Raw genomic sequence first — 14,927 nt, 5'->3', positions numbered from 1 at the left:
CGCCGCTGTCCACAAGTGTCGGATCACGCGTGTGATCTGAGCGACGACGGGGACCGTGACCGCTCGGACACCGCGAGGTGCGACCGCACGGCGTCGACGAATGCATCGGGCCGCTCGAACGGTGGCCAGTGCCCGCACCGTCCGAGCAGACGGATGTCGGCATGCCGGATGTAGGAGCCGATGGCCAGTGCCTGTTCGAAGGGCACCATCCGGTCATCGCGTCCGTGGATCACGGTGACCGGCAGCTCGAGACCGCCCAGTGCTGCCATGTTGCTGTGCGGAACGCTCACCGAGGCCCGGTCGACGAGCCCGTGCGCGCTCCTCAGCCGACGGATCTCGACCATGTTGGACACGAGTTCATCGGTGACCAGGTTCTCGTCGAACCACAGCGCCCGGAGCATCCGTCGCAGACGGTCGGCGTCCTCGGGCTTCTCGTCGAGTTCGACCGACAACCGCCAGACCTCCGACGGAAAGGGCGCCAGAAGATACGGATCCCCGCCTGTGGACGCATGGCACGCACCGATCACCAAGGACTCGACCCGTTCCGGGTGCGCCAGCGCGAGGTCGATGGCGGTCGTCGCGCCCATCGACGTCCCGATGACTGGGACTCGCTCGATCCCGAGGTCATCGAGCACGGCAAGCACCGCGCGAGAGGCCACGTCGTGGACGGGTTCGTGGTATTCGACGGGACCCGTGAGTCCGTAGTTGGGCAACTCCACCACCACGCAGCGGTAGCTCCGCGACAGGACGTCGCACACCGCACGGTATGCCAGCGACGCGGTGGCACCGGGTCGCGGGCCCCACGCACCGATCATCACCAGTACCGGCCCGCTACCCCGATCGTGGTAGGCGACCTCCATCTCGTCCGTCGTCAACGTGTGCAGCCAGGTCGGATCGACCAAGCCGACGGGCAGGTCTGCCGCAGCTGCACTCACGCGGCCACCTTCTTCGCCAGCGCACGCAGATCCACAGCGGCGTCGGCCACCTCGGCCTCGGTCACAGCGACACCGCGCTCCATGAGGAGCATCGCGGCCCGGACGTCGCGCGGTACGTCGACGCCCACCGCACCGACCACGCGGTCGTCACGGAGGTAGAACCAGCTCGCAGAACCGTCCGAGTGTTCACGCGAGACGATCGAGGCGGTCTCGTCGATGTGGCCGGCGATCTGCACGTTCAATCCCAGGTGATCCGACCAGTACCAGGGGACCTCACGATAGGCCGCGGCCTCGCCCATCATGGTGGCCGCCACGTGCTGCCCCTGGCTCTGGGCGTTGAGCCACGTGCCGTACCGGACACGGCCGCCGACGAACGGGTCGACGAAGTTCGCGACGTCACCGGCAGCGAACACGCCCGGCACCTCCGTCTCCAACCTCTTGTCGACCTGCAGTCCGTGCCGGGTGTCGAATCCGCTCGTATCGAGGAAGTCGAGGGCCGGTCGCTGACCGATCGCCGCCAGGACGATGTCGGCAGGCAGAGTCCGCCCGTCGCTCAGTGTCACGCCCCGGACGCGGTCGACGCCCTCGAACCCCACCACCGAGGCGCCGGGAATCAGATCGAAGTCGGCCTGGCGGTAGTACGACCCGAGGTGAGCAGCGGCGTGGCCGCCCACCGCGCCGGTCAGCGGGTGACGCGACCGGCACAGCCACACGACCTCGTTCCCGAGCGCTGCCGCGGCGGCAGCCGTCTCCACCGCCAGCAGCCCGCCACCGACCACAGCGACCGTCGAATTCCCCCTGCGCAGACGATCGCCGAGGTGATCGCAGTCGTCGGCCGTACGCAGGGAATGGATACCCGGCAGGTCCCCGCCCGGAACGTCCAGATCCCGGCACACACCGCCGGTGGCGATGAGCACCTTGTCGGCCGCGATGTCGATTCCACTGCTCAACCGAACCGTCCCCGACGACGTGTCCAGCCCGGTGACCGGGTCGTCCAACACGAGGTGGACGGCCAGTTCCATCCAGGAATCCCATTCTCGAAGCGTCGTCGAGAACAGGGACCTCGATCCCTGTAGGCACTCCTTGGACAGGGGTGGCCGTTCGTACGGCAGCCTGCCCTCGTCGCCGACCAGAAAGATCCGATCATCGAATCCGCGCGCCCGCAACGTTTCTGCTGTCCGAGCGCCGGACATTCCAGCACCGACGATCACGTACGATCGTTTGTTCATCACGTCGCCTCGCCCTCCGATCTCAGAAGAAGACACTCAGATTCTTGGCAAGAATCAGGTTCTGATCGAGCAGGATGATGCGGTCGGCGATCCGGAGGTTCCCGTCCACCAACCGCAGTACGTCTCGGCGTTCCCCGGCCCACAGGTCGACCTCGGCTTCCAACCGATTGCGATAGATGAAGAAGTTGGACCGGACGAAGTACTCTCCGTCGACATCCGACCGCTGCACCCGCACGTTGGTCACCAGATGACGCGAACGCGACGGCGGGTCCTCGGCCCAGTGCATACCGCTCTCGAGCTGCTCGATGCGCATCTCGAGCGAGGCCTTGTCGTCGTCGAAATGCGCGACCTCCAGACCGTTGAGATCATCCGCCTCGTCGGCTTTGCGCTGCCGCCGCAATCTGTTGCGCCGGATCGGCATCCGATAATGTGCGTCGTCGGTGAACAGCTCGAACCAGGTCCGCCACTGCCATTCGTCGATCAACTCGGCCTCGGCGAAGAGGAACTGCTCCACGGCGTGCTGCTCCTCGAGGCTGACCGACTCCATCCCCAGAGAGCGGAACATGGGCGCCGAGCGCCCCCTTCTCGTCTGCTCACCGGTTGTCAGCATTGACGACTCCCTTCATGATCGCGGCCGCGCGCGGGCCGATGCCCGCGCCCATCGTGGTGGCCTCGTGCTCATGCCTTTCCGGCTCCACCGCCGGCGCGACCGGCCAATCCTCGCTGGTCATGAACTCCAGCCAGCGGCGATAGAACGTGCGCTGCGGACCCTCACCGAAGTAGTTGCGCAGCACACGACCGGGGTACACGGGGTCGTCGTCGGTCTCGTGTCCGTGGCCCATCTGGTAGTTCCACGCCATCTTCCGCGTCTGGGTGCCGCGCTCCAGCATCTGGCCGATCAGGTCCCAGTTCTCGCCGTCGTCGGTCTCCACCACACCGGCTGCGCCTTCGGTGAACGCGGCCGATGTCCGCTGGGCCCGCTTGACGTCGTCCGGCGCGTCGGCGTCCACGATCGTCCACGACCAGATCTCGAACTCGTTCGGTCCCTTTGGATGCCAGACACGCAGGTTGGCCGAGCCGGGGAGTCCGGACAGGTTGGGGAACACGGTGAAGTTGCCCACGGTATTGGCCCGGTCCTCGCCCAGTCTGTCCTGCCGCGAGTCGAACTGCTCGTGGTTGTAGCGCCCGAGTGGGTCGTCGGCGAATCGTGTCATCCGATCGAAGATCATCGAGTACCCGTGACCCTGCCGTGAGGCGAACTCAATGCCCTTGATGTCACGCAGGAAGCCGGGGTCGAAGGTACCCAACGACGAGGCGTGGGTGATGATGGCGTGGTAGCCGTCTCCGCCGAATTGCTCGGCGCCGAGTTTCCAATTGCCGTGGATCGTCCACTTGATGACTCCGGGCAACATCTCGATGCCACCCGGTGTCCGGTCCACCCAGCTGTCGATGTAGTACGTCATGTCGCCGAGGAAATCGATCAGTGGCACTGCAGCGGGATCGAAGGTGGCGAACCACATTCCCTTGTACTGATCGATCTGCGCCACTTCGACCAGTCCCCAACGCTTCTGGTCGAGATCGTTGAAGTAGGCCGTGTCCAGGTTGGGCACGTTGATCAGCTCTCCGGCCGTGTTGTAGGTCCAGCCATGGTAGGTGCACATGAAGTTGCGTGCGTTGCCGTCCTCGGCCCGACAGATCTTCATGCCGCGATGACGGCAGGCGTTCAGGAACACCCGGACACTGCCATCCTTCTGGCGGATGGCGAGCACGGGGTCTCCGCCCATGTAGGTGTTCACGAAGTCACCCGGTTTCGGCAGCATCGAATCGTGTGCGATGAACAGCCAGGCGCGTCCGAAGACCTGCTCGAGTTCACGCTGATAGATCTCGTCGTTGATGAAGATCTCCGGACCGATGAGCCCGTTCTCCCAGTCGACGAGTTCTTGCAGTTGTTCGTTGATGTCACGTGTCATGTTGTGTCCCTGCTTTTCTGGTCTGTTCAGGAATCGAGGAAGGCGGTCGCGATCGCCGCGAACTCCTCGGGCCGTTGCTCTTCCATGTGGTGTGCGCCACCGGCCATGACGTAGAGGTGGCCCTCGTGGACCTGCCGGCTGAGCGCGAGCGCGTACTCGGGAACCGCGAAGGCGTCGGAGTCGCCCCACAAGAACAACGTCGGCGCCGTCACCAGCGGCAGATGGTCGCTCAGGTCCTGCGGTATCCCGCGACCACCGCCGGCCGTCCAGTCCGGTCCGAGTTCGAGAAGATCGGGCATGAGGCTGAGTTCCCAGCGGAGATCGAAGGTCCATTGCGGGATGTCCTCGCCGCCGCACCACTCGAGTTCGGCCATGATGTCGTAGAGCTTCTCCTTCGTCGGCCCGCCGTCGGAGTAGTACATTCCCCACGCCTCGCGCCCGTAGCGGCCGAGTTCGGGTGTCAGCGGCTGGGCACCGGGTACCGGTTCGCTGCCGGTGACGATGAGCCGGCCCACGAGCTCGGGCCGTTCGGCGGCCAGGGCGATGGCCGTGGAACCGCCCACGGAGTTGCAGACGAAGTCGGCCTCGTCGATGCCGATCGCGTCGAGCGCGCGGCCGATCACCTCGGCGTGATAGCTCCAGCGCGGGGCTCGAAAAGGTTCCTTGCTGGAGCGGCCGTAATGCAGCATGTCCATCAGCAGGATGCGCCGGGTCTCGGCGAAGGTCCCGGCAACGGTGCCGAAGTCGGTCCAGCTGGAACAGCCCGGCCCACCCCCGTGCAGGAACACCGTCGGTCGCCCACTGCCCATGTCGATGTAGTGGATGAGGTGGTCGCCCACCTGTACCTGCTTGCCCTCGGGCTCGCGTAGTTCGATGTCGCGCACGATGTCTTCTCCTGTCAGTTCTCGGTGTCGGTCTCGACGAGAGGGAGATCGTCGAGAGAGCATTGGCGCTCGGCGGGGGCGATGTAGTCGACGACGGTCGCACCGTCCACGATGGTTCCCGCGATCACGTACTCCGGTTGTGCGTTGCCTTCGAGTGCATCCCGGGCAGCGGCCACCAGTGCCCACCCGGTGCACATGGGGTCGGTGTCGATGGTTCCGCTGATGGTGCCGTTGCGAATGGCGGCGATGGCCGCGTCGTCACCGTTGTTGCCCGTCACCACAACACCATTCGGATTGGTCGGCGAGTACGCGCTCATCCCGCGCGCCTGGAGCGCCGAGCCGATGCCGATCGCCGATCCGTCGTTGTACGCCCAATAGCCGTCGATGTCCGGATTGGCCGAGAGAACGTCTTGCGCCAGCGCCGAAGCGCTTGCCGACGTGTCGGCGGTGTTGTCCTGCCGCACAACGATTCTGAGTCCTTTGCTCTCGGCCGCCTGTGTGAAACAGTCGGTCATGGCAACGATCGAGGGCGCCGGCGGGCCCGACATGATCGCTATCGTGCCGTTCGGCTTGGCCTCGGCGTAGTAGTCGGCGAGCCTGTCGATGATGCCGCCCGGTTCGCACGTCGTGCTCTCCGTCCAGACAGACGTGTCGACCCCTGTACCGCCCGAATTGACCCCGATGACCGGGATGCCGGCCGCATCTGCCCGCGCGTACGCACCAGAGATCGCACCTTCATCCAGTGCCCATGACGCGATCGCCGACGCGGGGCGATCGACCATGGTCTGGATGTTGGACACCTGGGTGTCCGGCGACAGGTTCGCGTCGTAGACCTGCGACTCCCAGCCGAGGTTGTCCGAGGCGGCCTCGACACCCTGCGCGGTGAACTTCTGTCCCTCCTGGGATAGCACCGGAGACGAGAAGCCGAAGAACTCGGTGCCTGGGTCGTTGTTGCCACCGCAGGCGACCATGCCGAGTCCGAGCGTGGTGGCCAGGGCTGCCGTCGCCAGCGGCTTGGTGATGTTCATCGTTCTGTGATTCCTTCTGTAGATCATGATCAGATCCGTGCTCTCGCGATGACGCAACGTTGCATCGTGGCGACCTGGATCTGGTTGTCTTGCACTCGAACTGGGTAAGTTCCCAACGGGTCAGTCGCGGGGGCGGTCAGCGCCTCCCCGGTGCGGATCGAAAAGGTCGCGTAGTGCAGTTCACATTCCACGGAGTCTCCGTCGACATATCCTTCGGACAGCGAGTACTCGGCGTGCGAGCATGTGTCGTCCACTGCGAAGTACTCACCGCCCACGTTGAAGAGGGCGATCGGGGGGCACGTGCCGGGGACCTTGATCCCGGTGCCGACCGGGAGGTCATCGGCGCCACAGGCCGCGACCCAGATGTCTGTCTCAGCCATGAGGCATCGCTTCCCGGCGTGGGGTGAGAACCCGCACCACCTTGTCGAACCCACCGGACGTGCGCACCACCCCGAGCCCCACTGCGGCGATGAGTAGTACACCGTTGACCGCCTGGCGCCAGAAACTCGAGATGTCGGCGAGCGTCATCGCGTTCTGCACGACGCCCAGGAAGAGAACGCCGATCACGGTCCCCCAGATGCTTCCCTTGCCGCCGGTGAACGAAGTGCCGCCGATCAGCACCGCGGCCAGGACCCCGTTGAGCAGGGCGGGGTCGATCTGTGGGGACGCCCCGGTCAGTCGACCCACCTGAACGATGGCCGCGACGCCGGCGGACAGACCCGCCAGTGCGTAGACACCGGTCTTGATGTTCCTGACGTTGATGCCGTTGAGGCGGGCGGCATCCGCGTTGGAACCGACGGCGAAGACCGACCGGCCGAATCTGGTGTAGCCGAGGACTCCCGCCGCGAGCAGGACCAGGACGACGTCGAAGACGAGGATGATCGGAATCGATCCGACCTGACCGGTCGCGAATGTGCTGATGGCACCGAAGGCCGGCACGTCGAAGACGTTGATCGTGGCACCGTCGTCGGCGAGCAACGCGATGCTGGCCGCGATCGACGCCATACCGAGAGTGACCACGAGGAACGAGATCTTCGCCCGAGCCACGAGGATCCCGTTGATGATCCCGAGTACGGCACCGCACGCCAGCGCGCCCACGACGCAGATCACCGCAGGGGCACCGGCCTGCAGCAACAAGCCGAATCCCATTCCGGCGGCGGCGCTCATGGACACGACCGACAGGTCGATACCGCCCGCGATGATGACGAACGTCGATCCGAGGGCCAGCGCGAGCGCAACGCTGTTGGCGCCCACGATGTTCATGAGATTCGACCATGTGAAGAAGCTCGGCTGGCTCACGGCCGCCACCAGGATGAGAAGGCCGAAAGCGACCAGGACACCGCCGGTGTCGCCGAACCACTGCATGGTCGGTCGTTTGCGGGGAATACCCGGAACGGTCGCGGACACATCCGGGGTGTGCTCGATTGTGGTCACATCATTCTCCTCAGGAGTTCATTTCGATTGCACGGGAACCGGCAGCGACGCCGACGTCGCGATCACGCGGAGATCTGAGGTCTGCGGCCGGTCACCATGGCGGTGTTGAGGTTGTCCTCGGTCACGTCACGGCCGACGAACTCCGCGACCACCCGACCCCGATGCATGGTCAGGACCCGGTCACACATCCCGCACAGTTCGTTGAGTTCGGACGAGATGAGCACGATCGCGGCACCACGGGCAGCCTGCTCACGGAGCATCGCGTAGATGGCACTTCGAGCCCCGACGTCTATCCCCCGTGTCGGTTCACACATCACGTACACGGGCAACTCGAGCTCGAACAGTCTGCCGATGATGATCTTCTGCTGGTTGCCGCCCGACAGGTGACTCACCGCCAGCTGCGTCGAGGCGGTGCGAACATCGAACCGCGCGACAGCATCGGCCACCAGGCGTCCTTCGAGCGAGAATCGCCGGACACCGTTGCGAAAGAGTTTCGACCGCCAGGCGAGCGCGAAGTTCTCGGCGACCGACCTGTTCAGCAGGAGGCCCATGGACTTGCGGTCCTCGGGAACGAAGCCTATTCCGCCGTCCAGCACGCGATCCGGTCGCCCGATCAGAACCTTTGCGCCACCTACGCTGAGGTCGCCGGTGGCCGGCACCGCGCCGCCCAGGGCGTGCCCGAGCGTCTCCTTGCCCGAACCCGCCAGACCGGCGACGCCGACGATCTCCCCTCGACCCACGGACAGTTCGACCGGATGTAATCCTTTGTCGGGCACGGCGAGCGCGGACGCGTGCAGCACCCGGTCGTGGACATCCGCAGTGTGGTTCGCAGTTCCGTAGTAGTCACCCAGTTCCCGACCCACCATCTGCCGGACGATCTCGTCCTCGGTCGTCGATGCCACCGCGAGCTCGGCGACGATGCGGCCGTCCCGCAGAACCGCAGCAGTGTCGGCGACACGGAAGATCTCGTTCATCCGGTGGGTGATCATGACGATGCTCGTCCCGGCTGCGCGCTGGGCGCGCACCAGCTCGAGGAGGCGATCGGCGGCCCTCTCCGACAACGAGCTGGTGGCCTCGTCGAGGATCAAGACGTCGGGGTCCGTCGACAGCGCCCGCGCGATCTCGATCTGTTGTTGCGTTTCGATGGGCAGGTCACCGACCCGCGCACGCGGATCGACGTCGACTCCACACGCATCCAGCACTTCGACCGCTGCGGCGCGCATCCGCCGCCAGGAGATGACCGCCGGCCCGCCGGAGGGAAGGCGTCCCATGAAGATGTTCTCGGCAACGGTGAGATCCGCTGCGAGAGTCAGCTCCTGACTGATCAGCGCGATTCCGTGACGGCGTGCGGCATTCGGGTCGTGCAATCGGCGGACCGCCCCGCCGACGACCACTGTGCCGGCGTCGGGAGTGAGCAGGCCCCCGATGATCCTGGCGATCGTCGACTTTCCGGACCCGTTCTCTCCGGTCAACGCAGTGACACTCCCGCGCCGAAAGGCCAACGAGACATCCTCCAGCGCAATGGAATTACCGAAACGCTTGGCGATCCCGGTCAAACGCAGAATCGTCTGATCGGTGTCGACGGGCTGTGGACTGGTCATGAACGAAGAGTCAAACAGCAACTCGTACTCACCGGAATACCGCCTGGCAGTGAATCTTTCGGCTACCTCATTTGCGTCACCCCGCGCAGACTCCGCCGAGAGTGTGAGGTGCTCGCTGCGCCCGCGTTACCATCCTGTGTCGGATCACGGGCTGCGTTACGTCGTGATGAAACCCTTGCCCGTCCAGCGCCTCGTGCACGCCGCAAGGCCGCAGATGACGACGGCCAACGCCGTTCCGATGGTGAAGAGGGCGCAGTAGGCGCTCTCCGCCGGAACCCCGGGTACCGGCCCGTCTCCGAATGCGTCCAGCACCGCGACGACGAGAGCCGAGGCCACCGCGGTGCCGCCGAACCTGGCCACCACGTTGAGAGCCTGCGCCGCCGCCATCCGGCCGGCCGCAGTGGACGACGAGATCATGACCGGTGTAGCCGTCATGGCCATACCGACGCCGGCGGACACCACCGTCATCGCCGCCGAGACCTGCCAGGCCGCGGCGTGCCACAGGAGCAGCAGCACAAACCCCGTACCGGCGACCACGGCTGCGGCCATCAGCGTCGCCGACACGTTCGTCAGCCGGATCAGCCGGGCGGCCAGTGGTGTGCTCACGAGCATCGACAGTCCCCCCGGGGTCAGGAGCACACCGGCGGTCAGAGTCGACTGGCCCATTCCCGAGAAAGGCGGAACCGCGGAGGTCTGCAGGAGATGGGAAGCAGTCAAGGTGCCGAGCATGTACATGACCCCGACGAGTGCCGAGCAGAGGTTCGCCACCACGATGACAGGCATTCGTGCCGCCCGGATGTCGACGAGCGGCCAGCGACGACGCAACTCGTAGGGAACCCAGATCACCGCCGTCAGGGCACCCGCCCCGAGTAGCCCCAGCACCGGCGGGGACGTCCAACCCCATCGCGCGCCCTGTGCCACCGGGATCAGCCCACACAGCAGCAACACGACCACACCCACGGCGCCGATGGCGTCGAACGATTCACGCGGCCGGGATGCATCGGGCGCGAGGGCCACCCGGAATGCGACGCCCAGCAGGAGCGCCACGCAACCGGCACCCCAGAACAGCATCGACAGCCCGAAGTCCTCGATGACCCAGGCAGCCAATGGCAGACCGGCCCCGCCGCCGAGTCCGACCGCGACCGACATCGTCGATGCACCGGTCGCCATCCGTTCCGGGCCCAGAACCCGGCGGATCACACTCATGCCGACCGGGATCACGCCTGCGCCACACCCCTGCAGGGTGCGGCCGGCGACCATCGGTGCGAGGTCGTCGGAGACGGCGCTGATGATCGAACCGGCGGCCATGATCAACACCAGGGCGGTGAGCACCCTGCGCTCCCCGACGAGATCCGCCGCACGTCCCGCGATGGGGGTGCTGGCCGCGGCTGCGAGAAATGTGGACGTCAGGGCCCAGGCGCCGCTCGTCGCGCTGACGCCGAGTTGATCGCCGATCGAGCCGGCCACCGGGACCAGTGCTGTGGCCAGGAACGAGGCGAGCAACCCACCGCAGCACAGGACGAGGATGACCGATGCGTGCGAGCCAACTGGCTCGACGAATCCCGTTGTCGGGGTGGTGTCTGAGGGGCGTCGGGTCGCTTCATCCGGACGAAGTCGGGGATCGGGCATCAGGTCAGTCCATCAGCGCGGTTGGCGAGTCGCCATCACCAGGACGCGGTATCCGGTCGGGTACCGCATCCACGGTATGGACGAGATCAACCGGTGCTCATACCATTTCGCTCACCTGTATGCGTGGGTCCGAGATCTACTCGGTGAGATCCGCACCGAGGACGGTCGCACCACACTCCCGATGAAAGCGAGGGCGACCCCCATGACTCCGACTCCGGACTCCCCGGCAAAGGTCATTCTCGGTACCGCGACCTTCGGGGTCTCACCCCTCGCCGACGACGCCCCAGCTCTCATACGCGGCGCACTCGACCGGGGTGTCGAATTCTTCGACACCGCCAACTCATACGGAAATCAACCGGACTATGACCGGCCATCGGTCCCGGACCATACCGAACGCCTGTCGTCGGAAGAAATTCTCGGGCGGGCGCTCGCCGGAATCCGCGACCGGGTTCAGTTGGCGTCGAAGGTCGGCGAACCCCTCGGTCGCGATCGTGTGAATGGACCGTTCGTCGGGCAGTTGACCCGCGGTCACATCTTCGAGCAGGTCGACCTGAGCCTCCGGCGCCTCCGGACCGACTACCTCGATCTGTACTACGCCCACCAACCGGACCCGCACACGCCGGCCGGTGAGACGGTGGCGGCCTTCGACGATCTGGTCACAGCCGGGAAGATCCGTGCATGGGGTATCTCCAACTTCTCGGCCGCGGAGACCGAGGCGGTGGTCCGGACGGCAGTGGAGCTCGGTGCTCGACCCCCCTCTGCGCACCAGGTGCGCTACAACCTCGCCGAACGCCGGATCGAGCGCACCGGAGTGGTTGCGGCGGCCTGCTCCACCGGCACACCGTTGCATGCCTACGCGCCCGTTGCGGGTGGCCTGCTGGCCGGTCGCCGTGCGCTCGACCGTGACTACATCGGACACCGACGATGGGGTGGAGTCGGATTCTCCGAAGCGCAGCGTTCCGCCGGACGCCGGTTCGCCGGACTGGCGGCCGAATGGGGCGTGCATCCATCCTCGCTCGCGCTCGCCTGGCTCATGAACCGGCCGGGGGTGACGGGCGTCGTAATGGGGACGAGCTCGATGGCCAACCTCGATCACGCTTGCACGGCAGGCGAACTGACCCTGAGCCGTGATCAACTCGTCATCCTCGACTCACTGCGATTCGGTGATCCGGTGAACTGAACCGAGTCACAGCCGAGAAAATTCCCTACGGCTCAGTTGGCTGTGGAGGCAATCGGTCGTCTCCGGTACCGGGCGACCACGGTCTGCCCGTCGGCACCGGGGATCGCGTCGAGATCGTCGTGACCGATGTGCTCGACACGGTCGGTGACGACTTCGAACTGTTCGGAGTTCATCTCCACCAGGAGAATCCCGCCGACGCACAGCCAGTCCCGGGCGGCTCTGATCAGCTCCAGGATGTGGTCGAGTCCGTCGGGGCCACCGACCAGTGCGTTGCGCGGTTCGTGGTCACACGCTTCGTGAGGAAGGAACCCGACCGAGGCGTCGGGGACGTACGGCGGGACCGCGGCGATCACGTCGACGTGTCCCCGCAACCCCGGCGGTAGTGGACTCAGCCCGTCGCCCAGATGAACCCCGCTGCCGCGCGGTAGGTTCTGTCGAGCGCAGGCCAGCGCAGTGGGGTCGATATCGATCACGTGCAAGCGTGCGTCGAGGCCCGCGGCCGCAACCGTCGCGGCGATGGGCGCGACGCCGCAGAATGCCTCTAGCACGAGCGGAGACCGTCGCGCCCGCACCGCGGCGACCGCGATGCGCGCCAACAGCAGTGAGCGTTGACGCGGCACGAAGACGCCCGGGCCGACGCACAACCGCAGGTCGCCGAATCGCACCCATCCCACCAGATGCTCGAGCGGCTCGCCGGCCGCGCGACGGGCACAGAGCTCATCGAGTTCGGCTGCGCCGGCGGCATGCTCGCGCAGAACTGCGGCTTCCTCCTCGGCGAAGACACAGCCGGCACGACGCAGGAGACCGACGACCGGATCGTCGGTTCCGTGGTCAGAAGTGTTGCGGGTCATCCTTCTTCAGACCGTACAAGAATGCTGCCGCGATGAGCAGGGCCACCTGTAGGAAGCCGAGGATGAGGCCGACGATCGCACCGGCACCCAGGTCGAGGAACGGCGGCGTGATCAGGGCCGCCGCGAACAGCGCCAGCCACGCGGCGATTCCGACGACCGCCAAGAAGGGCAGCGCCCTGCGATAGCGCGGAACGAGCACGAACGTCGCCGCGATGCCGACCACCCCGAGCACGATGAAGAACTTCCCGGGGTTGAGGACGACCTCATAGGAGAAGAATGCGGGTATCCCGCCCTGGCCCTCCTCGAAGTCGGCTCCCCAGCGATTGAGTTCCTCCTCGGCGCCCGCCGACACCGAGATCCAACTGAGGAAGCCCATGAAGTACGTGACGATCCCGGCGACCGCCGAGGCGAGCGCGAAGATCACCGACAGGTCGGCGCCGGGACCACGGGGCGGTTGTTGACCCCATCCGCTCCCGGGATTCGGGTAGTGCTGATCGGGTCCCCACTGCTGACCGGGCAGGCCGCCGGTACCGGGGTGTTGGACGTGGGCCGTCTGGTCCTGGTTGCCGGCGAACCCCCCGGTCTGAGGTGGTCCCTGCGGGACGCCTGACCACTGACCGCCCGGATGCTGGGGTTCGCCTGGATTCACGATCCGCTCCTTGTCGCCTGCCGCGGGACCGGCCCGCCGCCTTCGCATTGCCTGCGCCCGCCGTTCCGGCGTGCGACCTTGCGCAAGACTAGGCCGTACCCGGGCCGGGACGCACCGGTCAGCCCACTTTTCATTCGACCGGGTCACCACGGCAGTTCTCCGGCGCTTCGACGCCGTCGGGGTGCGGCCCGTCCGCACGCCTGGACGCGTAGAGTGCGGGATCGATGTCCGCGACGCAGGAACCGCGCGAGGACGAATCGGAAGCCACGAATCGTCCGCCGACGCGCCGAACCCAGGCCAAGGCGGCCCGTCGTGCCGAATTGCTGTCCGCCGCCGCCCGTCAGATGGCCGAGCGCGGATTCGCCGGGGTGCGGCTGGAGGACATCGGACGGGCGGTCGGAGTGAGCGGACCGGCGATGTACCGCCATTTCTCGTCGAAGACCGAACTTCTTGACGAGATGCTCATCGACATCAGTCAGCGACTGCACGACGGCGGCAGCGAGGTCGCCGACCGCGGCGGTTCACCGTCGGAAACCCTGGCCGCGCTCATCGGCTTTCACATCGACGTCCTCGTCACCCGCCCCGATCTCATCACGGTGCAGGATCGCGACCTGTCCTCGATGACCCCGGCCGCGAACCACCGGGTCCGACTGCTGCAGCGCCGCTATGTGGAACGGTGGGTGGATGTGCTCCTCGCCGTGACCGACGAGAACGGCATGACCCTCGATCGCGACGAGGCGCGCGTGCGCGTCCACGCCATGTTCGGGCTGCTCAATTCCTCACCTCGCCTGCCCGACTTCGACCAGCATGGATTGCGCCGTCTGCTCACCGCGATGGCACTGGCGGCCCTGCGGTGCGAGGTGCCGGATCAGGGGTGACCCGGCACCCCGTCCTCACCATCCGTCGATGTGGAGGACGGAATCGAGGGACTTCCGCGGTGCCGGCTTGAAATCGGTGCCCTTGGTGTAGGCCACCGGCAACAGCACACCCTGATGGATGTTGGCCGGGATGCCGAGGAGCTCGGCGATCTCCTTCTCGTAATTCAGATGCAGGGTCGTCCACGCCGACCCGAGTCCGCGGGCGCGCAGAGCCAGTTGCAGGCTCCAGGCGCCGGGCAACAACGAGCCCCACACGCCGGCCTGGTTTCCCGCGGGCAGGTCTCCGCCGGTGTAGATGGCGCCGATGACCAGCACCGGGACCTGTCCCATCGTGTCGGCGAGGTACTGCGCGCTGGACGCGACGCGCTTACCGGTGTCGTCGCGCGGCGCCTGCCCGGCGTAGTACTTGGCGAACGACTTCGCGTAGTAATCCGCGACCTTCTGCTTCAGCTCGGGGTCGGTGAGCACGATCCAGTGCCAGGTCTGGCTGTTGCTGCCGGTCGGCGCCTGCAACGCCACCTCGAGCGCCTCCTTGACCACATCGAGCGGCACGGGACGATCGAAGTCGAGACGTTTGCGCACCGAGCGCGTCGTGGTGAGGAGTTGGTCGGGGTCCAGGGGCAGTAGGTCGGTCATTTCTCCATCCTGCACAAAACCAC

At 66.2% G+C, this 14,927-nt stretch carries 15 protein-coding genes; 2 read left to right on the top strand and 13 right to left on the bottom strand.

Translation table 11 applies throughout. The features are described 5' to 3' along the window. Positions 1 to 23: 23 nt before the first annotated feature. The 10 genes from KTR9_RS07265 to KTR9_RS07220 all read right to left on the bottom strand — a co-directional run bounded on the left by KTR9_RS07265 (position 24) and on the right by KTR9_RS07220 (position 10,710). Positions 24 to 935: an alpha/beta fold hydrolase gene (locus tag KTR9_RS07265; protein ID WP_014925850.1), complete on the bottom strand. Its 912-nt coding sequence runs from the start codon at positions 933 to 935 to the stop codon at positions 24 to 26. Next, positions 932 to 2,164 (bottom strand): NAD(P)/FAD-dependent oxidoreductase, encoded by a 1,233-nt coding sequence (locus tag KTR9_RS07260; RefSeq protein ID WP_044506146.1) that lies wholly within the window; start codon positions 2,162 to 2,164, stop codon positions 932 to 934. Before KTR9_RS07260 ends, KTR9_RS07265 begins: the two co-directional genes overlap by 4 nt. 22 nt (positions 2,165 to 2,186) lie before the next feature. Further along, positions 2,187 to 2,729 (bottom strand): 3-phenylpropionate/cinnamic acid dioxygenase subunit beta, encoded by a 543-nt coding sequence (locus KTR9_RS07255; RefSeq protein ID WP_044506144.1) that lies wholly within the window; start codon positions 2,727 to 2,729, stop codon positions 2,187 to 2,189. 28 nt (positions 2,730 to 2,757) lie between these two features. Next, positions 2,758 to 4,134: an aromatic ring-hydroxylating dioxygenase subunit alpha gene (locus tag KTR9_RS07250; protein WP_014925847.1), complete on the bottom strand. Its 1,377-nt coding sequence runs from the start codon at positions 4,132 to 4,134 to the stop codon at positions 2,758 to 2,760. Between the two features lie 26 nt (positions 4,135 to 4,160). Further along, a complete protein-coding gene (locus tag KTR9_RS07245; RefSeq protein WP_014925846.1) occupies positions 4,161 to 5,018 on the bottom strand; it encodes an alpha/beta fold hydrolase in 858 nt (285 codons plus the stop codon). 14 nt (positions 5,019 to 5,032) lie between these two features. After that, the gene (locus KTR9_RS07240; protein ID WP_049942575.1) at positions 5,033 to 6,046 is read right to left on the bottom strand and encodes a sugar ABC transporter substrate-binding protein; all 1,014 of its coding nucleotides are present in this window, start codon (positions 6,044 to 6,046) and stop codon (positions 5,033 to 5,035) included. A 29-nt stretch (positions 6,047 to 6,075) separates the two neighbouring features. Then, positions 6,076 to 6,426: a bifunctional 3-phenylpropionate/cinnamic acid dioxygenase ferredoxin subunit gene (locus tag KTR9_RS07235; protein ID WP_014925844.1), complete on the bottom strand. Its 351-nt coding sequence runs from the start codon at positions 6,424 to 6,426 to the stop codon at positions 6,076 to 6,078. Continuing rightward, a complete protein-coding gene (locus KTR9_RS07230; protein ID WP_014925843.1) occupies positions 6,419 to 7,480 on the bottom strand; it encodes an ABC transporter permease in 1,062 nt (353 codons plus the stop codon). Before KTR9_RS07230 ends, KTR9_RS07235 begins: the two co-directional genes overlap by 8 nt. 62 nt (positions 7,481 to 7,542) lie before the next feature. Next, complete coding sequence (locus KTR9_RS07225) at positions 7,543 to 9,081, bottom strand: sugar ABC transporter ATP-binding protein (RefSeq protein WP_044506142.1); 1,539 nt, start codon at positions 9,079 to 9,081, stop codon at positions 7,543 to 7,545. A 156-nt stretch (positions 9,082 to 9,237) separates the two neighbouring features. After that, positions 9,238 to 10,710, bottom strand: a complete 1,473-nt coding sequence (locus tag KTR9_RS07220; protein WP_014925841.1) for an MFS transporter — start codon at positions 10,708 to 10,710, stop codon at positions 9,238 to 9,240. Positions 10,711 to 10,912: 202 nt separating this feature from the next. Between KTR9_RS07220 and KTR9_RS07215 the strand changes: the two genes are divergently transcribed. After that, positions 10,913 to 11,890: an aldo/keto reductase gene (locus KTR9_RS07215; protein WP_014925840.1), complete on the top strand. Its 978-nt coding sequence runs from the start codon at positions 10,913 to 10,915 to the stop codon at positions 11,888 to 11,890. A gap of 32 nt (positions 11,891 to 11,922) precedes the next feature. Here KTR9_RS07215 and KTR9_RS07210 read toward each other — a convergent pair whose 3' ends face one another. Both KTR9_RS07210 and KTR9_RS07205 read right to left on the bottom strand, forming a co-directional pair. Next, positions 11,923 to 12,741, bottom strand: coding sequence for a methyltransferase (locus tag KTR9_RS07210; RefSeq protein ID WP_014925839.1), 819 nt, complete (start codon positions 12,739 to 12,741; stop codon positions 11,923 to 11,925). Beyond that, on the bottom strand, positions 12,722 to 13,390 hold the full coding sequence (locus KTR9_RS07205) for a DUF5336 domain-containing protein (protein ID WP_044507691.1): 669 nt from the start codon (positions 13,388 to 13,390) through the stop codon (positions 12,722 to 12,724). The genes KTR9_RS07210 and KTR9_RS07205 overlap by 20 nt, the downstream gene beginning before the upstream one ends. Positions 13,391 to 13,614: 224 nt before the next feature. On the opposite strand from KTR9_RS07205, the gene KTR9_RS07200 reads away from it, so the two are divergent. Next, the gene (locus KTR9_RS07200) at positions 13,615 to 14,268 is read left to right on the top strand and encodes a TetR/AcrR family transcriptional regulator (RefSeq protein ID WP_014925837.1); all 654 of its coding nucleotides are present in this window, start codon (positions 13,615 to 13,617) and stop codon (positions 14,266 to 14,268) included. Between the two features lie 15 nt (positions 14,269 to 14,283). Here the strand turns inward: KTR9_RS07200 and KTR9_RS07195 are convergent, their stop codons facing one another. Next, positions 14,284 to 14,904, bottom strand: coding sequence for a nitroreductase family protein (locus KTR9_RS07195; protein ID WP_044506138.1), 621 nt, complete (start codon positions 14,902 to 14,904; stop codon positions 14,284 to 14,286). Positions 14,905 to 14,927 lie beyond the last annotated feature (23 nt).

Origin of the sequence: Gordonia sp. KTR9 (assembly GCF_000143885.2) — a bacterium.
Classification (GTDB): Bacteria; Actinomycetota; Actinomycetes; order Mycobacteriales; family Mycobacteriaceae; genus Gordonia.
This window is presented reverse-complemented; position numbering and strand designations above follow the sequence as displayed.